The organism is Pseudomonas sp. Y3 TE3536, from assembly GCF_053629175.1.
This window is the reverse complement of record NZ_JBRJHU010000001.1, coordinates 4,318,757-4,339,805: the sequence shown is the minus strand read 5'-3', so window position 1 is coordinate 4,339,805 and position 21,049 is coordinate 4,318,757. Positions and strand designations below refer to the sequence as shown.

The following is a 21,049-nucleotide window of genomic DNA, read 5'->3' as shown; positions in this document are numbered from 1 at the left end:
GCTACTCCTGGACTTGGAACAGGTTGTGCTTGGCTTGCGCAGAGTTGGCGACATCCACCCACTGATCGCGCAACAGGTCCAACGCACGGCCCACCGCCGGCCTGCCACGCACCCGTGCGTACCAGGCCTTGAGCTGGGGATAGTGGTCCAGTGTGACTCCGGTCATCTTGTGCACACGAACCCACGGAAAACACGCCATGTCGACGATGCCGTAATCACCGCAGACGTAGTTGCGGCCGGTGAGACGCTCGTCGAGCAGCTTCAGCAGTCGCCGCGTTTCAGCCTGGTAGCGCTCGATCGCATAGGGTACGGGGGCTGCGGCATAGCGAAAAAAGTGCTGCGCCTGACCCATCATCGGCCCCAGCCCGCCCACCTGCCAGAACAGCCACTGCAGTGTTTCTGCACGCCCGCGCACGTCGCTTGGCAGGAACATGCCAGTTTTTTCCGCGAGGTAGACCATGATCGCGCCACTTTCGAACAGGGTGATCGGTGCCCCGCCCCCCTGAGGCGCATGGTCGATGATCGCCGGGATCTTGCCGTTCGGATTAACCGCGCGATACCTCGGCTGGTGCTGTGCGCCGCGAGTTATATCGATCGGCAGGGTGCGATAGGACACCCCGAGCTCTTCAAGCAGGATGTGGATCTTCTGCCCGTTCGGGGCTGGCCAACTGTAGAGTTCAATCACTGCAAACCTCCAGATCAGTTGCGTTCGCCGTGTGCTGCCAGGTGCTGGTCACGCCGTCACCAGCGTCGGCTTGGGGTGCAGCAGGTCGTCGTAGTCATCCAGTGACGGAAATTCCAGCGACGGACGCTCATCCAGGGTCAGCAGGTGCTGGCGGTATTGCTCGAGGTATTCGCGGCGCGCTTCGACGCTGATGTATGGCACATGGAACGCGACAAACGGCGGTAGCACCGAAAGCCCAACGTAGCCAAGCACGCCGCGCTGGATCGGCCGTAGCAGGGTATCGAGCTCGCCGTGGATGGCGCCGGGACCAAACATGTGGTCCTGCCCACCGAGGGAGAACGCGAGCATGGCCTTCTTGCCCTTGAGGCCGCCCCGGTCGTAGATGCGCACCCCGCCGTAGCAGAAGCCGGAGATGAACACGCGATCGATCCAGCCCTTCATGATCGCCGGCATGCTGAACCAGTAGATGGGGAAGTTGAGGATAATCAGGTCAGCCCACTTGAGCTTTTCCAGCTCCTGGGCGATGTCTGCTGCCAGTGTGCCGGTGTTGTAGGCATTGCGTTGTTCGAGGGCGTAGATCAAGTGCTCGCTGTTGGCCCGCTGATGGAAGTCATCAGCAGTAGCGACCGGGTTGAAGTTCATGGCATACAGGTCAGACACCACTACAGCGTGCCCCTGGCCCTCGAGAACCTCGACGGCCAGGTTCAGCATGGCCGTATTGAAGGATTGCGGCTCATGGTGCGCGTGGACAATCAGTACGTTCATAACAGCTCCCTGGGTCAGTGATAGCTCCACTGTACGGAGTGCCCAGGCGCTGCTACATTGGCAATATTGACTATTTTTGTGCGTTTTTTGCCAACATGAAAACAATGCCCCTCCGCGCCGCGATCCTTGCCATCGACGGCTGTTACGCGTCCAGCCTGGCCGGCTTTGGCGATGTCCTGCATGTCACCAATGCCCACCTGAGCCGCCAGCAACACAAGACCGGCGGCGCCATGTCGCGCCCGTTCAGCTGGGAGTTCGTCTCTCATAAAGGCAAGCCCGTCACGGCCTGCAATGGGCTGACGGTGAACAGCACCGTGGCACTGTCCAGCGAGCCATACGACATCATCTTCATACCGGGGCTTTACTACTCAGGTCACGATGCATTTCTGCGTAGCCTGGACAACGCCCGCCCCCAGCGTGAATGGCTCGAGGCGCAGTGGCGAAAGGGCGCGGTGGTGGCGGCAAACTGCACAGGCACTTTCCTGCTGGCAGAAACCCGGTTGCTGGATGGTCGCCAGGCCACGACCACCTGGTGGCTGGAAAAATTGTTCCGCGATCGCAACCCCAACGTCGACCTGCAACTGCGCTCGATGGTGACCGAGCAGGACCGGCTCTGGTGCGCGGGCGCGTCGGCCTCCTACCTGCTCCAGGCGGTGCGCATGGTCGAGCATTTCTGCGGCGCCAATACCGCCACCCTGACCGCCAAGACGATGCTCATCGACACCAGCCAGACCACCCAGTTGCCCTACCTGCCGCTGCAGATGGAATCGGTGCACAGCGATACCATGGTGGCCAAGGCGCAACACTGGTTGCTCAAGCACTTCGCTGAAGACGTCAGCATGCCGCAACTGGCCGCCGCGCTGTCGGTCAGCGTGCGCACGTTGATTCGCCATTTCAACGATGTGCTGGGGACGACGCCGCTGGCCTACCTGCAGAACCTGCGTATCGAAATTTCCATGAAGCTGCTAGAAAGCGGTGACCTGAGCATCGAGGAGATTGCCAATCAGGTCGGCTACCAGAATGCGAGTTCCTTCACACGGCTGTTCCGCCAGCAGGTGGGCGCAACACCAGCGGCGTACAGAAATCGCTTTGCGAGCATACCGCGTGGGTAGAAGGCGCCAAGGTGCACCCAAGGCGACCGGTACCTGACGGCCGGTCGCCTGGATGATCAATGCGCCGTCAGGCAACTCTCTTCAGTGCAATCACCCGCCCACGCAGGATATCCAGCAAGACCGCCTCCTGAGCGAAGGCGGCCTCCATCGCACGCTCTTTCACATGGCCATATCCACGAATCTGCTCAGGCAGCGAGGCGAGTTTCACGGCTGTTTGATGGTGCGAAGCTCCCCCCTGCTGAGTCAGCGTGCCGAGGATCTCCTCCACCACCGTTTCATAGCGCTCGATCAGCGCGCGCTCCTGACGCCGCTCATGGGTATAACCAAACGGATCGAACACGCTGCCCCGCAGGAAGCGCAGCTTGGCCAAGACCCGGAAAGCAGGAATGATCCAAGCGCCGAACTCCGACTTCTTCGCCGTGCCAGTATCACCGTCTCGCTTGGAGAGCATCGGCGGCGCAAGATTGAAGACCAGCTTGTAATCACCCTCGAACTGCTCGGAGATCCGCTGCAGGAAACCACTCTCGGTGTGCAGGCGCGCGACTTCGTACTCATCCTTGATCGCCAGCAGCTTGAAATAGTACTTGGCCACTGCGCGGGTCAGGTCATCGTGCTGTCCTGACAGCGACTGTTCCAGGTTCCGTACCCGCTGCACCAGGCTGACATAGCGCTGGGCATATGCGTCATTCTGGTACGCCGACAGGTAGGCCTGACGCGTACTAATCTGCTCATCGAGGGAGCTGACCGGGGCAAGCGACACACCGGACAACTGCGAGGTGGATCTGGCCGCCAGACGCTGCTCCAGCGCCTGTGGATTGAGCGCCGCCTGGCGCCCCCAGCGGAAGGCCTCAGTGTTCATTTTCTTGGCCGTACCATTGAGTTCGATAGCGGCTTCGATGGACACCGCGGTCAACGGGATCAACCCGCGCTGATAAGCGAAGCCGAGCATGAACATGTTGCTGGCGATGCTGTCGCCGAGCAGCGCCGTGGCAATCCGGCCTGCGTCGACGAACTCGGCATGGTCCTGCCCGACCGCCTCGATGATGTTGCTGCGCAGCCCTTGTGTGGGGTATTGCATGTCAGCGTTGCGGGTAAAAGCGCCAGGCATGGTCTCCTGAGTGTTGGCGAGCACGTGGGTACTGCCATGGCGCGTGGTCGCGAGGGTTTTCGCGTTACCCGCCACGATCAGGTCGCAACCGAGCACCAGGTCGGCGCCGCCGGCAGCGATGCGGATGGTCTTGATCGACTGCGGGTCAGGCCCGAAGCGCAGGTGGCTCCATACCGACCCCCCCTTTTGCGCCAGCCCAGCCATGTCTAGCAAACCGCAACCACGGCCTTCCAGGTGCGCCGCCATGCCGAGGATGGCGCCGATGGTCACCACGCCCGTCCCCCCCATGCCTGCCACCAGGATGCTGTAGACCTGGGTGTCGATGTTGGGACGGGTGGGTTCTGGCAACAGCGGCACCTGCTCTTGGACAACCTGGCCAGGCTTTCTGGGCGTACCGCCCAGTACCGTGACGAAGCTGGGGCAAAAGCCTTTGACACATGAGAAGTCCTTGTTGCACGAAGACTGGTCGATCGCCCGCTTGCGACCGAACTCGGTTTCCAGCGGTTGTACCGAGACACAGTTGGATTGCACACCACAGTCGCCACAGCCCTCGCAGACCAGGTCATTGATGACCACCCGCTTGGCGGGATCGGGGAACGTCCCACGCTTGCGGCGGCGGCGCTTCTCGGCTGCACACGTCTGGTCATAGATCAGGATCGAGGTGCCAGTGACTTCGCGCAGCTCACGCTGGACTTTATCCAGCATATCGCGGTGATGGATCGTCAACCCTTCCGGCCAACGGGTATCGCTTGGGTATTTGAGCGGCTCGTCGGTGACCACGACGATGCGTTTTACCCCTTCGGCATGTACTTGATGGGCGATCGCCGGTACGTTCAAGGTACCGTCGTGCTTTTGCCCGCCGGTCATGGCAACAGCGTCATTGAAGAGGATCTTGAAGGTGATGTTGGTGCCCGCGGCAACTGCCGCGCGAATACCCAAGAAGCCTGAGTGGAAATAAGTGCCGTCACCGATGTTCTGGAACATGTGCGCGCGTTTGGAAAAAGGCGCTTCGCCGACCCAGACCATCCCTTCGCCACCCATGTGGGTATAGCCTTGGGTCGAGCGGTCCATCGACTGAGCCATCCAATGGCAGCCAATGCCGGCATAGGCCTTGCTCCCCTCGGGCAGCACGGTGGATGAACTGTGTGGGCAGCCACTACAGAAGTAGTAGCTGCGCGATAGCAGATCGGCATCGCCTTTGCTCGGCTGATACGCGCGCAGGCGCTCGACCTGGGCACGGAGCTGCGCATTTTCCTGGAGCTCAAGCAGGCGCTCGCCCAGGGCGATCGCCACCTGGTTGGAGTCCAGCGCCATCTCCGACTGGAACAACACCTCGCCGTGCTCATCGAGCTTGCCAACGATGAGCGGCGCGTCTGGCAGGCCATACAGCTGCTCTTTGAGTTGCAGCTCCAGCAGGCTACGTTTTTCCTCGACCACCAGCACCTTGTCAAGCCCTTCGCAGAACTGCGCAGCACCCGCAGGCTCGAGTGGCCAGACCATGCCCACCTTATACAAGCGCAGCCCCAGTGCGGCTGCGTCGGCCTCGCTCAGTTGCAGGTCTTGCAAGGCCTGCAGGACATCCAGGTAGCTCTTGCCGTGGGTAATCACACCCAGCCGAGCCTGGGGCGAGTCGAGCACACGCTTGTCCAGCCCATTGACCCGAGCAAACGCCCGTACGGCACCGAGCTTGAACCGATGCAGCCGCGCTTCCTGTGCATGGGGCGTATCGGGCTGGCGGATGTTGAGACCATCCGCGGGCAGGACGAAGTCGGCAGGGTGGACGATCTGCACGCGATTGATGTCGACGTCGATTGTGGCAGTAGCCTCGACAGTGTCCTTCACGCACTTGATGCCCACCCAACAGCCGCTGTAGCGCGACAGGCCCCAGCCGATCAGGCCGAAGTCGAGGATCTCTTGAACCCCTGCCGGGCTGAGCACCGGAATCATCGCATCGACCATGGCGAACTCGCTCTGGTGACAGGTACTGGACGATTCGCAGGTGTGGTCGTCGCCCATCAGTACCAGCACACCGCCCAGCGCGGCCGTGCCCGCCAGATTCGCATGGCGGAAGGCATCGCCGGTACGGTCAACACCCGGGCCTTTGCCGTACCACATGCCGAACACGCCGTCGTACTTGCCTTCCCCGCTCAGGTGGGCTTGCTGCGCCCCCCAGATGGTGGTCGCCGCGAGATCTTCATTGATGCCGGGCTGGAACAACACATTGTGTGCCGACAGGTGCTGCTTGGCCTTGCCCAACTGATCATCCAGGCCGCCCAGCGGCGAGCCGCGATAGCCGGAAATGAACCCAGCCGTGTTGTGGCCCGCTTGTTGATCGCGCAGATGCTGGCTCATCGAAAGGCGGACCAGAGCCTGCGTCCCGGTAATGAAAATGCGTCCCTCGTCGAGCAGGTACTTGTCGTCCAGCTGGACATTTTTCAGTGTCATGATTCAACTCCGCCCCTGGCTAAGGGGAAATTTATTCTTGTACTTGTAGGCGGATACGCCGCCGAACCAAGCGCTGCACGCGCTCAGCCGACGGCGGCACAGGTCAGCGCCGTACGGCGGACACTTCGATCTCGACCCGATAGCCGGGGTTGGCCAGCCCCGCGACCTGAAACACCGAACGGGTCGGCAGGTTCTGCTGCTGGGCCGTGCCGAAGAACTGCGTGTAGCCCCGCATGAAACCGGCGTAATCCATCTTGCCGCCCGCCTCGGCCGAGCCGACCAGGTAGACCTGCATCTTCACCACATCCGCCAGGCTCAGCCCCAAGTGTTCGAGCGTGCCCTGGATGCTTTTCAGCACACTAACGGTCTGCGTTTCGGTATCGCCATAGGCAGCGAGGCTTTGTGCATCCGCCTTGGTATCGATCGCCGGCGGTACGGCACCACTGAGGTTGACCAGGGTAGCGCCCGGCGGGATTTCGACCGCCAGCGAAATGGGAAAGTCCGAGTTGGGAAGCTTGTGGCGGATGACCTCGGCCGCCTGCACTGCGGGCACTGCCAGCAGCGCCATGGACGTGAGTATCAGCGGGCGTACGATATTTTTCAGCATGACCATTCCTTTCTCTAATGAGGGCCTTGCGGCCAATCCACGACGCTAACGCTGCGTCACCGAGCGAACATCCTCGAGCGTGACGCTGTCGGCAAAGGCGTTGCCAAAGTGGCTCCTGACGTAGTTCACGACATCGACAATCTGCTGGTCGGACATGTAGTCCTTGAAGCCGGGCATGCCCCCCTGCCCCGAGCTGACCATGAACACCGGGTAGACCTTGGCCGCGAGTTTCGCGTTGGCTGCCAGCGGTGGATATGCGCCGGCACCGCTAGCGCCTTGCGCCTGTGGCATGTGGCAGCCCTGACAGACCTGGTGAAACAAGGCTTCGCCAGAGGTCTGGTCGAACTTCCCCGACGTCGAAAGATCGCCGTCCGCGGCCCAACCGCCCGTGCTGCCGAAGGTGCAGACGAGCATTAGCAGCCATGTGTGCTTGTGCATGATGAACTCCGGATTCAGGCCGCCTGGTGGCTGGCTACGATGTGCGTATGCAGCCGTTTGATGGCATCGAGCGACGACAGGATCGCCCCCTCCATCCACGCTGGAATACGTGAAGCGTGCTCGCCGGCCAGGACGATGCGACCGTCGATCTGGCACAGGGTCTGGTAGTGCTGCTGGCGCAGGGCTTCCGTCCACAGTCCATAGCAACCGTTGGTCCACGGCACACGGTGCCAACCGACGGCGATGCCGTTGTCGAATTCCTCATGGTATTGCGGGTGGATCAAGGCGCCGTATTCGACGGCCTTGCGGACCCGCACCTCGGGCGCCATCGCAGTGAACTCATAGGCGTTAGGGCCAAACAGATACCCCCCCAGCAACACGCCTTTGCCGGGCTTGCCGTAGTCGGTACTGGGGTAGCTGATTTTGCCGATGGGCGTGTCGGTGTAGCTGATGCCACCGTAGATACGCTCGTCCTGCTCCCAGAATCGCCGCTTGAACTGCAAACCGACCTTGACCGCCGCTTCGTAGGGCACCGCGCGGATAGCGCTCATCATTGGCGCGCTGACCTGCACCGGGAGCTGTCCAAGGATGGACAACGGCAATGTGCAGACACACCAGTCTGCCGTTTCTTGCGCTGACGCCCCACCGCCGCTACTGGACTGGTAGGTGACCGTGACGCCTTTGTCATTCTGTTCGATCGCGGTGACCTTGGCGTTGTACTGGATCAGGTCACCCACCTGTTTCTCGAACGCCTGGGCGATCTGGTCCATGCCGCCGACCGGCTGGAACAGGCTGGTCTGGAACTCATAGTCCTGGCCTACGGCAATGCTTTGCCAGAGGTTTGAGTCGAGCAAGGCCTTACGGTCGAGCAGGTCAGAGGGCACCGGTTGACTCATCAGCCCGCCACCGGCGTCGACTGCAAAGCCGCGACGCAGACTGGTCTCCAGTGACTTCTTGTAACTCCCGCTGGCGTCCAGCGCACCCCAGCTGCGCATCGCCTCGAGCAGACGCTGGCGGTCTTCCGCGGTGAGCGCCTGGTCGAGCGCATTCTGGTTGATCGCCTTGCTCAGCAGCTCGGCGATATGCCCCTGGAAATCAGACTGCACCGCGCGATAGCGCACAGGCTTGCCGGCGAACGCCTTGGTCGAGTGGACCATGGCGTTGTAGTTGACTTGAATGAACGGCTCCAACGCGACGCCGAAGCGGTGGCAATAGTCGAGCACCGCATGGTGGTGGTAGGGAATCCGCCAGGGTCCCGGGTTCAGATACAGACCCTGATCGAACGTGCAGTTCTGGGTTGCACCGCCCAGTTCGACAAAACGGTCACCGCCGCGCAGCGTCCAGCAGCGCCCGCCCGGCTTGGCGTTGTATTCCAGCAGCTTGACTTGGTAACCGGCCTTGCGCAGCTCGTAGGCTGCGGTCATTCCGGCCAAGCCGGCGCCAAGGATAAGGATCCGTGCCCCCTGCGGTGCGCCGCTCAAGGCGAAGCGTTGGTGATGCGGGGTTTCCCCGGCAAAGGCCAGGGCACTCATGGCCTGATACATCGCCGCCGCACCGGCAGTGGCGCCAATCCAGTGCAGCACCTGGCGACGGCTAAGGGGCATTGCGTGCGCTTGCATGTATAGAGTTCCTCTCAGAATGAATCCAACGGTCTCGGCCATTGCTTTTCTCCAGACGGCACGCAGCCGCTCGGTTACCAAGCAACAGTCGAGTGACAGGTGGCAGGACGTTGTAACGGGCAATGCCCATTACAAAAACAGCACGTTATTGTTGTTTTAAAGCCGCAGGGTCTAATATGACTCGACCCTTCCTATTTCATGGAGACGACTACTTTTTATTGTTGGTATTACACGTAAATCACCGGCCGGGACGGCGCCAGAGGTAATACAGCACCAAGGAGGCGAATACGCTGAAAGGCAGGCCAACAGTCAAAGATATCTTGTGGCCCAGCACAGTGCCGAATCCACAACCCACAATAAGCGCCAGCACGAGAAAGCAGCGATCGCTCTTTTGATAGTCTGGCCGAATGAAGCAACTGACGAACTCAAACACGTCGGTTTCCTTGGTAACAAATACAGGTCGTGCAGCGACTCTAAGTGCTATCCCTATCACTCGGCTTGTACGTTTGTAGGTAAAAACCGCCTGGCATTGCGCAAACGCATCATCAGCCATTGATCTCGCGTCGGCGATACGCCCCGGGGGTGCTGCCCGTCCAGCCACGGAAAGCCCGATGAAAAACCGCCGTCGAGTCGAACCCCAGCCCTTGGGCAATGTGGGCAATCGACAGGTCGGTGTGGATCAGTTGCTGCACAGCGATGTCCCGACGCAAGGCATCCTTGACCAGCTGATAACTGGTGCCTTCCTCCTTCAGTCGGCGCGTCAGCGTCCGGGTCGAGAGCAACAGGGCATTGGCCGCATCCTGAATGCAGCAGTCTTGCTTGGGGTTGAGCAGCAGGTGCTGACGGACCTGTTGCGCCACCAGGCGCTCCTTGAGCGTGGTGAATAGCCAGTAGCGCGGTGCCGCCTGGAGAAACGGCAACAGTTCAGCCTTGCTCCGACTGAACTTCATAGCGCCCCAGTGGGCATCGAAGCTCAGCGAGGTATTGCCCTGCTCGAAGGCCACCGGCGCCGGAAACATGTGCATGTACTCCGAGGCGTATTGCGGCCGAGCAAAGGCAAAGGTCACCGCGTGCAAGGGGATCTCCTGGCCTATCAACCATGACGCAATGCCATGGGCAAGTTTCATCATCAGCTCATGACCAAAGCGCTGCATGTTGGCGTTGGCGTCGCGGGGTATCAGGGCGATCACCACCAACCCCGCCTGTTCGGCGCAATCGAATCGGTAGTCGTCGAGCAACAGGTTCCAGAAACGGGTGAACCGGTACATAGCGATCGTCAGAGACTTCGCATCGAGCAGGCTGGCGCACAGATACTTCAGCGTACCACTGCGAATCCGCCGCGAGCATTGGCCCATCATCTCGTCGTCGCTACCCAGCGCAACCTCCTGATAGAGACGTACGAACTGATCGTAAGTCACCCGTGCCCCCGGGGCATCGAGCAGGTGCTCGGCAATACCCGCCGCACTGACGAAGCGCTGGATGTCGGCCGCGCCGCAGATGCTCTGCGCCCCTTGCAACAACCCCTGGACAAAGGTCATCGGCAAAGTGTTGTCCACTGAGTGATCCACTGGCTGTACCCCTTTCCCATTCATCTTGACTGGCGCGATATGCAAATCATTCGGCGGATCGAGTGATTTAAAAGCAATGCCCGCGATCGCTAAGCTAGGCCAACCAAGGCCAACGGCGCAAGCGCTACAGACGTAGGGCTCAGCAAGCGCACTTGCATATGGCCAACAATGCAACTTCTCGCGGGTCACAACCCGGAACGCTTGCCGAGCCTGACCGTGTCGGCGCAAAGCATTGCGAATGCCTCATCCTGTATTTGTACAAGTATCTGAAAAACAATAGTAATTACTAATAGACGGTATACGAGGACAAGAACATGACCGTTAGCTCCGTTCCAACCATCAAGTTGCTGATCGACGGCAAACTGGTGGAGTCACGCACGACTCAGTGGCGTGACGTGGTCAATCCGGCGACTCAGGAAGTACTCGCACGGGTCCCGTTCGCCACCACCGAGGAAATGAACGCGGCTGTGGCCAGCGCCAAGCAGGCTTTCAAAACCTGGCGTAAAACGCCAATCGGCGTCCGCGCACGGATCTTCCTCAAGTATCAGCAACTGATCCGCGAGAACATCAAGGAACTGGCTGCGATCCTCACCGCCGAACAGGGCAAGACCCTGCCCGATGCAGAAGGCGATGTGTTCCGTGGACTCGAAGTGGTCGAGCATGCGGCGAGCATCGGCAACCTGCAACTGGGTGAGTTGGCCAACAACGTAGCAGGCGGCGTCGACACCTTTACCCTGCTGCAACCGCTGGGTGTTTGCGCGGGCATCACCCCTTTCAACTTCCCCGCGATGATCCCGCTGTGGATGTTTCCGATGGCGATCGCCACCGGCAACACGTTTGTCCTCAAACCTTCCGAGCAAGATCCGATGGTCACCATGCGACTGGCCGAGTTGGCGCTGCAGGCCGGGGTGCCAGCGGGCGTGCTGAACGTGATCCATGGAGGTGTCGACGCGGTCAACTTGATCTGTGATCACCCAGACATCAAGGCTGTTTCATTCGTCGGCTCCACCGCGGTTGGCACCCACGTGTACAACCGTGCAACCCAGAACGGCAAGCGCGCGCAATGCATGATGGGCGCCAAGAACCACGCCATCGTGCTGCCCGACGCCAACAAGCAACAGACTATCAACAGCCTGCTTGGCGCTGCCTTCGGTGCTGCTGGCCAACGGTGCATGGCGCTGCCTGTAGTGATCCTGGTCGGTGAGGCGCAAAGCTGGGTACCTGAGCTGATCGAAAAATCCCGAAGCCTGAGTATCAACGCCGGTGTTGAAGCCGGCACCGATGTCGGCCCAGTGGTATCCCGCGCAGCGCTGGACCGCATCAGCGGCTATATCGCCAGCGGCATCGAGCAGGGCGCGACACTGGAGCTCGACGGCCGCAACCCCGAGGTGCCTGGCTACCCGCAGGGCAATTTCATCGGCCCGACTATCTTCTCGGGCGTGACCACCGACATGAGCATTTACCGGGAAGAAATCTTCGGCCCGGTGCTGTGCGTGATCAACGCGGACTCGTTTGCCGAGGCCATCGCGCTGATCAACGCCAACCCGAACGGCAACGGCACCGCACTGTTTACCCGTTCAGGCGCCGCCGCACGGCATTTCCAGGAAGAGATCGACATCGGCCAAGTCGGCATCAACGTGCCCATCCCGGTACCGGTGCCGCTGTTCTCGTTCAGCGGCTCGCGCGCCTCCAAGCTCGGCGACCTGGGGCCCTACGGCAAGCAAGTGGTGCAGTTCTACACCCAGACTAAGACCGTCACCGAGCGCTGGTTTGACGAAGATGAAACGGTCGGCAGCGTCAACACCACGATCACCTTGAAGTGACCTGAACACCCCTGGCGCTCGCCGTAGGGGGAGCGCCTGCTTCTGGAGCCGTTTTCATGCAATTTGAAACCATCCTGCTAGAAATCCACGAGCGCGTCGGCCTGATCACACTCAATCGGCCCAAGGCGCTGAATGCCATCAACAGCCAAGTGATCGATGAAGTGAACCTGGCGCTGGATCACCTGGAAAACGATCCCCGGATCGGCTGCATGGTTATCACTGGCTCGAACAAGGCGTTCGCCGCCGGTGCCGATATCAAGGAAATGGCCGAATTCACCTATCCCCAGGTGTATCTCGATGATTTTTTCTCTGCCGCCGACCGCATCGCCAATCGACGCAAACCTCTCATTGCCGCAGTTGCCGGTTACGCCCTGGGCGGTGGCTGCGAGTTCGCGCTGATGTGCGATTTCATCTATGCCGCCGATAACGCCCGCTTCGGCCTGCCGGAGATCTCCCTTGGGGTGATACCCGGCGTCGGCGGCACCCAACGCTTGGCGCGAGCAGTTGGCAAGGCCAAGGCCATGGAGATGTGCCTGAGCGGCCGCCAGATGGACGCTCACGAGGCTGAGCAAGCTGGCGTGGTGGCGCGCGTACTGCCGCTGGAGACGCTGCTCAAAGAGACCTTGAAAGTCGCCAACACCATCGCCGAGCGGTCGCTGCCGGCCACCATGCTGCTCAAGGAGAGCGTCAATCGCGCATTCGAATCCAGCCTGAGCGAAGGGGTGCGCTTCGAGCGCCGGGTGTTCCATTCGCTGTTTGCCACGGCCGACCAGAAAGAAGGCATGGCCGCATTCGTGGAAAAGCGCGCTGCGCAGTTCACTCACCAGTAACGCCCTCGGAACATAAGGACAGACCATGAATATCGGATTTATCGGGCTGGGCAACATGGGTGCGCCAATGGCGTTGAACCTGCTCAAGGCCGGCCATCAATTGACTGTGTTCGACCTCTCGGCCGCTGCCCTGGCGACGCTGGTTGACGCCGGTGCCACGCCAGCCGCCTCCCCCGCGGCCATCGCCAAAGGCAACCCGGACATGATCGTGACGATGCTGCCGGCGGCCGCCCACGTGAAGTCGGTGTACCTGGCAAGTGAAGGCCTGCTGGAGCATGTGCGCCCCGGCGTAGTACTGCTTGACTGCTCGACCATCGACCCGCTGACCGCCCGCGAAGTGGCAAAAGCCGCCGCAAGCCACGGCAACCCGATGCTCGATGCACCGGTATCCGGCGGCACCGGTGGCGCCACTGCCGGCACCTTGACGTTCATGGTCGGCGGCACGCCGAGCGACTTCGAGCACGCCCGCCCGGTGCTCGAAGCCATGGGCAAGAACATCGTCCACTGCGGCGCTGTCGGCAACGGCCAGGTGGCCAAGATCGCCAACAACATGCTGCTGGGGATTTCCATGGCCGGCGTCTCGGAGGCCATGGCCCTGGGCGTTGCCTTGGGCATGGATGCCAGCGTGCTGGCCGGCGTGATCAACACCTCCAGTGGCCGCTGCTGGAGCTCGGAGGTCTACAACCCGTTCCCTGGCGTGGTCGCCACGGCGCCCGCCGCGCGCGGCTACAGCGGCGGGTTCGGCAGCGACCTGATGCTCAAGGACCTGGGCCTGGCCACCGAAGCGGCCCGGCAGATCGGTCAGCCGGTGCTGCTCGGCGGCCTGGCGCAGCAGCTCTACCAGAGCTTCAGCACCCAGGGTAACGGCGCCATGGACTTCTCCGCGATCATCAACACGTATCGCCGCAAGGTTAGCCTATGAGCAGCCGCCCAGCGCTGGTGCTGGCCAACGTGCGCAACCGCATCGGCCACCTCACCCTGAACCGCCCCGAAGGCCTGAACGCGCTCAACCTGCAGATGGTGCGCCTGCTTCAGCAGCAACTGCGCGCCTGGGAAGCAGACGCCGAGGTGGTCGCTGTAGTGCTGCGCGCAGAAGGCGAAAAGGCCTTCTGCGCCGGGGGCGACATTCGCATGCTCTACGACAGTCATACCTCGGGCAGCGACCAGCACCTGCTGTTCCTGGAAGAAGAATATGCGCTCGACGAGCACATCCATACCTACAGCAAACCCATCCTGGCCCTGGTCGACGGCCTGGTCCTTGGCGGTGGCATGGGCCTGGTGCAAGGGGCTGCCCTGCGGGTGATCACCGAACGCACGCGCATGGGCATGCCGGAAGTGGCGATCGGCTTCTTCCCGGACGTCGGCGGCAGCTACTTCCTGTCCCGACTACCCGGCGAGCTGGGCACCTACCTTGGTCTCAGCGGGATCCAGGTGCGAGCCGCGGATGCGCTGTATGCCGGCCTGGCGGACTGGTGCATCGGCAGTTCGCAGGTCGCCGAGCTCGATCACTGCCTGAACAACATGAGCTGGAGCGACAGCCCGCTCGGCGAGCTGCAGGCCCTGCTGGCCACGCTCGGCGTGCGCAAGCTGCCCGGCTCCGAACTGAAAGCCCAGCGCGCCGCCATCGATGAACATTTTGCAGCGGGCGAACTGCACGCTATCTGCCGCTCGCTGCGCGGCGAAACCGCCCCCGCGCATGCCGATTGGGCCGAGGAAACCGCCGAGCTGCTCGACAGCCGTTCGCCGCTGGCCATGGCCACCACGCTCGAACTGTTGCGCAGAGGTCGCCAGCTCGAGCTGCACGCGTGTTTCCAGCAGGAGCTCGCGCTGGCCCCGGCCTGGTTTGCCGACGGCGACCTGATCGAAGGCATCCGCGCCCTGATCATCGACAAGGACAAGCAGCCGCGCTGGCGCATTGCGCACGTGTCTGGGCTTGAACCCGCACACGTGCGGGCGCTGTTCAACGCAACACTGCGCGGTGTCAGCCAACAGCGTACGGCCTGAGTAAAAAGGTGACCTCTATGCAAGACCTCGAACTGAACGAAGAACAACGGATGATCCGTGACATGGCAAGAGACTTCGCCCGCGGCGAAATCGCCCCGCGCGCGGCAGCCATGGAAAAAGCCGGCTGGATCGACGACACGCTGGTCGCCCAGATGGGCCAGTTGGGCCTGCTCGGCATGGTCGTCCCAGAGGAATGGGGCGGCACCTACATCGACTATGTCGCCTACGCACTGGCGGTCGAGGAGGTCTCGGCGGGCGATGCCGCAGTGGGCGCCTTGATGAGCATTCATAACTCGGTCGGCTGCGGCCCGGTGCTGAACTACGGCAGCCAGGCCCAGAAGGACACCTGGCTGAGTAGCTTGGCCAGCGGCGAAACTATCGGTTGTTTTTGCCTGACCGAACCGCAGGCCGGGTCGCAGGCCGACAACTTGAAAACCCGGGCCCATCTCGACAATGGCGAATGGGTACTCAATGGCGCGAAGCAGTTCGTCAGCAATGGCCAGCGGGCCAAGCTGGCGATCGTCTTCGCCGTGACCGACCCAGCGCTTGGCAAGAAGGGCCTGTCAGCCTTCCTGGTGCCGACCGAGACCCCAGGCTTTGCGGTAGATCGTAGCGAACACAAGATGGGCATACGCGCGTCCGACACCTGTGCGGTGACCCTGCGTGACTGTCGAATCCCTGAAAGCAACCTGCTAGGCGAGCGCGGTAAAGGCCTGGCCATCGCCCTGTCGAACCTGGAAGGCGGTCGCATCGGCATTGCTGCCCAGGCGCTGGGCATCGCCCGGGCGGCCTTTGAAGCGGCACTGGTCTACGCCCGTGACCGTATCCAGTTTGGCAAACCGATCGCCGAGCACCAAAGCATTGCCAACATGCTGGCCGACATGCACACCCAGATCAACGCGAGCCGACTGCTGGTGTTGCACGCGGCGCGGCTGAAGAGCGCCGGCCTGCCCTGCCTGTCCGAGGCGTCCCAAGCCAAGCTGTTTGCGTCGGAAATGGCAGAGCGGGCGTGCTCCAAGGCCATCCAGGTCCACGGAGGCTACGGCTATCTGGAGGACTACCCGGTCGAGCGTTTCTACCGCGACGCGCGCATCACCCAGATCTACGAAGGCTCAAGCGAAATCCAGCGCCTGGTGATAGCCCGAGCACTGGCCAACTACGCCTTCTAGCCCCGGCTGCGGGCCATTCAGCGCCCCATGACAACAAGGACAATTGCACATGAACGACGTGTTTTTCGTAGGCACGGCGAGGACTGCCATCGGCAGTTTTGGCGGCTCGCTGAAGGACATCCCCTTGGTCGACCTTGCCACCACTGTCGTGCGCGGCGCAGTGACGCACGCCGGTGTCGCGCCCGACGCCATTGGCCATGTGGTGATGGGCAACGTGGTACCGACGGAGCCACGTGATGCCTACCTCTCCCGCGTTGCCGCCATCAATGCCGGCCTCCCCCAGGCAGTACCGGCGTTCAACGTGAACCGCCTGTGTGGTTCCGGGCTGCAGGCGATTGTCTCGGCGGCCCAGGGCATCCAGCTCGGTGATTATACGCTGGCCGTTGCCGGCGGCGCCGAGTCGATGAGTCGCGGTCCGTACCTGCTGCCAGCGATGCGCTGGGGCGCGCGGTTGGGCGACGCCCATGCCATCGACTACATGAACGGGATCCTGCTCGACCCGTGGCAGCAGTTTCACATGGGCGTGACCGCCGAGAACGTGGCCGCGCGCTTCAATATCTCGCGTGAGATGCAGGATGAACTGGCAGCGCTGAGTCAACAGCGGGCCGCGCTGGCGATCGCCGAAGGGCGTTTTCGTGAGCAGATCGTCCCGATTGAGCTGCGCTCACGCAAAGGCCCTGGCGTGTTTGACACTGACGAAAATGTTCGTGCTCAGGTCGACCGGCAACGTCTGGCCAGTATGCCTGCGGTGTTTCAAGACGGCGGTTCAGTTACCGCTGGTAATGCCTCGAGCCTCAACGATGGCGCCGCTGCCGTGGTCATTGCGGGCGCTGACGCGGTGCGTCAGCATGGCTTGCAGCCGCTGGCACGCTTGGTCGCCTACGGCCATGCAGGGGTTGACCCCGCCTACATGGGCATGGGGCCGGTACCGGCAACGCGGCTTGCCCTCAAGCGCGCGGGCCTGGCCATCGCCGACATCGACGTCATCGAGTCCAACGAAGCATTTGCCGCCCAGGCCTGCGCGGTGATCCAGCAACTCGAGCTCGACCCGCTCAAGGTCAACCCGAACGGCTCTGGCATCTCGCTGGGCCACCCGGTGGGCGCCACGGGGGCGATCATCACCATCAAGGCGATCCATGAGCTGCGCCGCACGGGTGGACGCTACGGCCTGGTGACCCTGTGCATCGGCGGTGGTCAGGGCATCGCCATGGTGATCGAACGGCTTTAAGGCCAGGCCCGTTTATCGGCTGGCGAACCACAATCGTACTATCCATCCGCAGAATCGCAGCCTTAGACTTGCAAAGGGATAAGGCCGCGCGGTGCCTTTATCAGTCGATCACGCGTTGGAGCGCTCATCATGCACGACAACCAAGCGAAGCAGGACTGGGTGAAACTGGCGAACCCGAACGCACGCGTGGAGCGCTTCGAGGCTTTCTTCGGCTCGCACGCGTTTGATCCTCACCGCCATGATACCTACGCGATTGGCAGGACCGTTTCAGGCGTACACCGTTTTCGCTACCGGGGCGAGTCGAAGGTATGCCTGGCGGGCGAAACCATGATCATTCACCCCGATGAACAGCATGATGGCTGTGCCGGCTCGGACTCGGGACTGCGCTACCGAGGTATCTACATCCCCCCTGCGCTTGCACAGGAGATCATGCACGGCAAGCCATTGCCATTTTTCGCAGCGAGCGTCACCGCTGATTCACGGATAGCCAAGGCCACCGACTCGTTACTCAGCGCGCTCGATGAGCCATTTGATCCGCTTGCCGAAGATGATGCGCTGCAGGTCTTCATGACCCTCATGGCAGAGCTCAGTGGAGCGCCCATCGACAAGGCCGCCGCGCACTTTGCCAGCGCTGGGCTCGCGCGCGAGTACATGGACGATAACCTCGATCAACCGATAACGCTGGATGACCTCGCCGCCTGCGCCGGCCGCGACCGCTGGAACCTGTCACAGGACTTTCGGACCTTCTTTGGCACCAGCCCCCACCGCTACCTCACCTTGCGCCGGCTGGACCGGGTCAAACAACTGGCGCTGTCCGGCAAGGCACTGGCGGAGGCTGCACCCGAAGCCGGTTTCTTTGATCAGAGCCATATGTCCAGGCACTTCAAGAAAGCCTTCGGACTGTCCCCCTCGCGCTGGTGCAACCTGCGCAAAGCGTAATGCCAAGCCGGCTCAACACGCTGGCGGAATATGCAACTCAATCGGCGGGTCGGGTTATTCAGTTGCCCCCCCCGACTCATTAAGCTAACGCCACCCGGTATCAATATACCCCCCAACTTCTGCGTGCCGCCTGGTCGGCCCGGGGAGTTCTGCTGCACCCGCGCCACGCAATAACTGTATCCATAACAAAAAACTCCAACCACATATAAAGGTAATAAGGAGCTTTTAATGACATCTTCCGATGCGCTCAACATGCTTCGCAAACATCCCGGTTACCAGACCCTTGTGCAGCGCAGAAATCGTCTGGCGTTCAGCCTGACGTTCATCGTCTTGGGGTGCTACTCGCTGTTTGTCAGTGCAGTGTCCTGGCGGCCTGACCTGCTGTTGATAGAACCCCCGGTATTCGGCCTGACCACCGGGATCTGGTCAGCACTGCTGCTGATCGTCGGCTCTTGGCTACTTACCGCCCTGTATGTCGTACGCGCCAACGGCGCCTTCGACTCGATGACTCACGCGCTCCTGACCGAGGTGACTGTATGAAGCGGCTCTTCCAAGCGGGCGCAGCGCTGGGCCTGTGCTTCGGGAGCGCCATGGCCGTGGCCGACGCTGTCACCGGGCATGCCCAGCAGCCAAACTACACGGCGATCACTATCTTCCTGGCATTTGTCCTGTCGACCATTGCGATCACCTACTGGGCCGCCGGCAAGACCCGCTCGGCAGCGGACTTCTACTCGGCCGGGGGCGGTATCAGCGGCATGCAGAACGGCTTTGCGATTGCCGGCGACTACATGTCGGCAGCCGTGCTGCTGGGGGTCTCCAGCATGGTCTTTGCCAGCGGTTTCGACGGCATGATCTATTCCGTCAGCGCCATCCTGGGCTGGCCGCTGATCATGTTCCTGATTGCCGAGCGTTTGCGCAATCTCGGCCGTTTTACCCTCGCAGACATCATCGCCTACCGCCTCGACCCCGTGGGCACCCGGCTGTTTTCCGCGTTCAGTTCCTTCGTCGTAGTGTGTTTCTACCTGATCGTGCAAATGGTCGGCGCGGGGCAACTGATCAACTTGCTGTTCGGCCTGGACTACGAAATCGCGGTGGTCTGCGTCGGCGTGCTGATGGTCGTCTACGTTACCTTCGGGGGCATGGTCGCGACCACCTGGGTACAGATCATCAAGGCAGTCTTGTTGCTCAGCGGTGGCATCCTGCTGACAATCCTGGCGCTTCAGCACTTCGGCTTCAGCGTGACGAAGATGCTCGATACCGCGGTGGCCAGCCACCAGAGCGGCGTGAAGATCCTCGGGCCGCTGAAGATCGCCAGTGATCCGCTGTCGATGATTTCCCTGTCGTTGGGCCTGGTATTCGGGATTGCCGGCCTGCCGCACATCATGATGCGCTTCTTCACCGTGCCCGACGCCAAGGCGGCGCGTAAGTCGGTCCTGGTCGCCTATGGGCTGATCGGCCTGTTCTTCATTCTGGTGTGCGTGCTGGGCACGGCGGCAATCAGCATCGTCGGGCAACAGCCGCAGTTCTTCGAACAAGGTGTGATCGGTGGCCCGCTGCTGGGTGGTGTGAACATGGCCATCATGCATCTGGCGCAAGCGCTGGGCGGCGACCTCATGTTCGGTTTCCTCGCCGCCGTGGCCTTTGCCACCATCCTCGCGGTGGTAGCGGGCTTGGCGCTTGCGGGCGCGTCGGCGATTTCCCACGACCTGTACGCCAATGTCTTGTGCAAGGGCACGCCATGCCCAAAGACCGAAATGCGCGTCAGCCGCTGGGCGACCGTGGGCCTGGGCGTCGTCGCCGTCCTCCTGGGGATTGCCTTCAAGGGGCAGAACGTGGCGTTCCTGGTCGCCCTGGCCTTTGGCATCGCAGCGTCATCCAACTTCCCGATTCTGCTGCTGGCGATGTACTGGAAAGGGCTGACCAGCAGAGGCGCGATTTCCGGCGGCCTGATCGGGCTGATCAGTGCGCTGGTGTTGGTACTGCTGTCACCTGGGGTATGGGTCAAAGTGCTGGGCCAGCCGCAGGCGTTGTTCCCCTATGACTACCCTGCCCTGTTCTCGATGCCGCTGGCATTCGTAACGGCCTGGGCCGTCTCATGCCTTGACCGGAGCAATCGCAGCGTCGTCGAACGTGCGGCCTTCGAGCCGCAATGCATCCGTGCGCAAACCGGTTGGGGCGCCGATAAAGCCGTTCAGCATTGAGCCCCTGCCAGGTGGAGCGCCGCTTGGCGCCCCACCTGGCAGCCCTCAAAGCGGCAACGCACGGTCATGCACCACCCGCTTCATCACCAGGGTCGAGGTCAATCGCTGCACATTGGGCAGTGTGGACAAGCGTTCATCGTAGAGCTTCTGAAATGCCGGCAGGTCGACCGTAATCACGTGCAGCAGGTAATCGGGCTCGCCGAACAGCCGTTGCGCATCGACGATCTGGGCGATATCTATGAGCGCGTTTTCAAAGGCCTCGACCGCTTTACTGTCGCCCTCGCGAAGCGTCACGAACACCATCGCGGAAAAATTCAGGTTGAGTGCCCGCGGCGCCAACTGCGCCCGGTAACTCAAGATCACCCCCGCCTGCTCCAGTGCCCGCACGCGTCGATGGCAGGGCGACAAACTGAGCCCCACGCGATCCGCCAACTCGGTGACCGACAACCGACCGTCCTGCTGCAGCTCAGCAAGAATCTTTCTATCGATATGATCCAACTGGAAGATT

General features: G+C 61.8%; 19 protein-coding genes. 10 read left to right on the top strand and 9 right to left on the bottom strand.

Annotated elements, in window-relative coordinates; translation table 11 throughout:
• Position 1: 1 nt before the first annotated feature.
• Complete coding sequence (locus tag AB7M33_RS19730; protein ID WP_454243381.1) at positions 2-685, bottom strand: glutathione S-transferase N-terminal domain-containing protein; 684 nt, start codon at positions 683-685, stop codon at positions 2-4.
• Positions 686-733: 48 nt separating this feature from the next.
• Positions 734-1,450 carry an NAD(P)H-dependent oxidoreductase gene (locus tag AB7M33_RS19725; RefSeq protein ID WP_138736227.1) on the bottom strand — a complete coding sequence of 239 codons (717 nt, stop codon included), beginning with the start codon at positions 1,448-1,450 and terminating at the stop codon, positions 734-736.
• 104 nt (positions 1,451-1,554) lie between these two features.
• Here AB7M33_RS19725 and AB7M33_RS19720 point away from each other — a divergent pair, with 104 nt between their 5' ends.
• Positions 1,555-2,562 (top strand): GlxA family transcriptional regulator, encoded by a 1,008-nt coding sequence (locus AB7M33_RS19720; RefSeq protein WP_192902534.1) that lies wholly within the window; start codon positions 1,555-1,557, stop codon positions 2,560-2,562.
• A 67-nt stretch (positions 2,563-2,629) separates the two neighbouring features.
• Here the strand turns inward: AB7M33_RS19720 and AB7M33_RS19715 are convergent, their stop codons facing one another.
• From AB7M33_RS19715 to AB7M33_RS19690, 6 genes are all read right to left on the bottom strand, one after another.
• The gene (locus AB7M33_RS19715) at positions 2,630-6,115 is read right to left on the bottom strand and encodes an indolepyruvate ferredoxin oxidoreductase family protein (protein WP_454243380.1); all 3,486 of its coding nucleotides are present in this window, start codon (positions 6,113-6,115) and stop codon (positions 2,630-2,632) included.
• Between the two features lie 103 nt (positions 6,116-6,218).
• Complete coding sequence (locus AB7M33_RS19710; RefSeq protein ID WP_259139511.1) at positions 6,219-6,722, bottom strand: RidA family protein; 504 nt, start codon at positions 6,720-6,722, stop codon at positions 6,219-6,221.
• 45 nt (positions 6,723-6,767) lie between these two features.
• Positions 6,768-7,160: a c-type cytochrome gene (locus AB7M33_RS19705; protein WP_259139510.1), complete on the bottom strand. Its 393-nt coding sequence runs from the start codon at positions 7,158-7,160 to the stop codon at positions 6,768-6,770.
• A 14-nt stretch (positions 7,161-7,174) separates the two neighbouring features.
• The gene (locus AB7M33_RS19700) at positions 7,175-8,704 is read right to left on the bottom strand and encodes a flavin monoamine oxidase family protein (protein WP_454244237.1); all 1,530 of its coding nucleotides are present in this window, start codon (positions 8,702-8,704) and stop codon (positions 7,175-7,177) included.
• Between the two features lie 313 nt (positions 8,705-9,017).
• Complete coding sequence (locus AB7M33_RS19695; RefSeq protein ID WP_259139508.1) at positions 9,018-9,212, bottom strand: hypothetical protein; 195 nt, start codon at positions 9,210-9,212, stop codon at positions 9,018-9,020.
• 112 nt (positions 9,213-9,324) lie between these two features.
• A complete protein-coding gene (locus AB7M33_RS19690; RefSeq protein WP_259139507.1) occupies positions 9,325-10,335 on the bottom strand; it encodes an AraC family transcriptional regulator in 1,011 nt (336 codons plus the stop codon).
• A 326-nt stretch (positions 10,336-10,661) separates the two neighbouring features.
• On the opposite strand from AB7M33_RS19690, the gene AB7M33_RS19685 reads away from it, so the two are divergent.
• The 9 genes from AB7M33_RS19685 to actP all read left to right on the top strand — a co-directional run bounded on the left by AB7M33_RS19685 (position 10,662) and on the right by actP (position 20,541).
• Complete coding sequence (locus AB7M33_RS19685) at positions 10,662-12,170, top strand: CoA-acylating methylmalonate-semialdehyde dehydrogenase (protein ID WP_259139506.1); 1,509 nt, start codon at positions 10,662-10,664, stop codon at positions 12,168-12,170.
• Positions 12,171-12,226: 56 nt separating this feature from the next.
• Positions 12,227-13,000 carry an enoyl-CoA hydratase gene (locus AB7M33_RS19680; protein ID WP_138736219.1) on the top strand — a complete coding sequence of 258 codons (774 nt, stop codon included), beginning with the start codon at positions 12,227-12,229 and terminating at the stop codon, positions 12,998-13,000.
• 25 nt (positions 13,001-13,025) lie between these two features.
• A complete protein-coding gene (gene mmsB, locus AB7M33_RS19675; protein WP_259139505.1) occupies positions 13,026-13,922 on the top strand; it encodes a 3-hydroxyisobutyrate dehydrogenase in 897 nt (298 codons plus the stop codon).
• Positions 13,919-15,004, top strand: a complete 1,086-nt coding sequence (locus AB7M33_RS19670; RefSeq protein ID WP_259139504.1) for an enoyl-CoA hydratase/isomerase family protein — start codon at positions 13,919-13,921, stop codon at positions 15,002-15,004. Before mmsB ends, AB7M33_RS19670 begins: the two co-directional genes overlap by 4 nt.
• Positions 15,005-15,021: 17 nt before the next feature.
• The gene (locus tag AB7M33_RS19665; protein WP_259139503.1) at positions 15,022-16,173 is read left to right on the top strand and encodes an acyl-CoA dehydrogenase family protein; all 1,152 of its coding nucleotides are present in this window, start codon (positions 15,022-15,024) and stop codon (positions 16,171-16,173) included.
• 49 nt (positions 16,174-16,222) lie between these two features.
• Positions 16,223-17,401 carry an acetyl-CoA C-acyltransferase family protein gene (locus AB7M33_RS19660; protein WP_454243379.1) on the top strand — a complete coding sequence of 393 codons (1,179 nt, stop codon included), beginning with the start codon at positions 16,223-16,225 and terminating at the stop codon, positions 17,399-17,401.
• 129 nt (positions 17,402-17,530) lie between these two features.
• Entirely contained in the window at positions 17,531-18,340 is an 810-nt protein-coding gene (locus AB7M33_RS19655; protein ID WP_138736214.1) for an AraC family transcriptional regulator, read from the top strand.
• Positions 18,341-18,568: 228 nt separating this feature from the next.
• The gene (locus tag AB7M33_RS19650) at positions 18,569-18,880 is read left to right on the top strand and encodes a DUF485 domain-containing protein (RefSeq protein WP_454243378.1); all 312 of its coding nucleotides are present in this window, start codon (positions 18,569-18,571) and stop codon (positions 18,878-18,880) included.
• Positions 18,877-20,541, top strand: coding sequence for a cation/acetate symporter ActP (gene actP / locus AB7M33_RS19645; protein ID WP_454243377.1), 1,665 nt, complete (start codon positions 18,877-18,879; stop codon positions 20,539-20,541). Before AB7M33_RS19650 ends, actP begins: the two co-directional genes overlap by 4 nt.
• A gap of 45 nt (positions 20,542-20,586) precedes the next feature.
• Here the strand turns inward: actP and AB7M33_RS19640 are convergent, their stop codons facing one another.
• Positions 20,587-21,039: an Lrp/AsnC family transcriptional regulator gene (locus tag AB7M33_RS19640; protein WP_401082636.1), complete on the bottom strand. Its 453-nt coding sequence runs from the start codon at positions 21,037-21,039 to the stop codon at positions 20,587-20,589.
• Positions 21,040-21,049 lie beyond the last annotated feature (10 nt).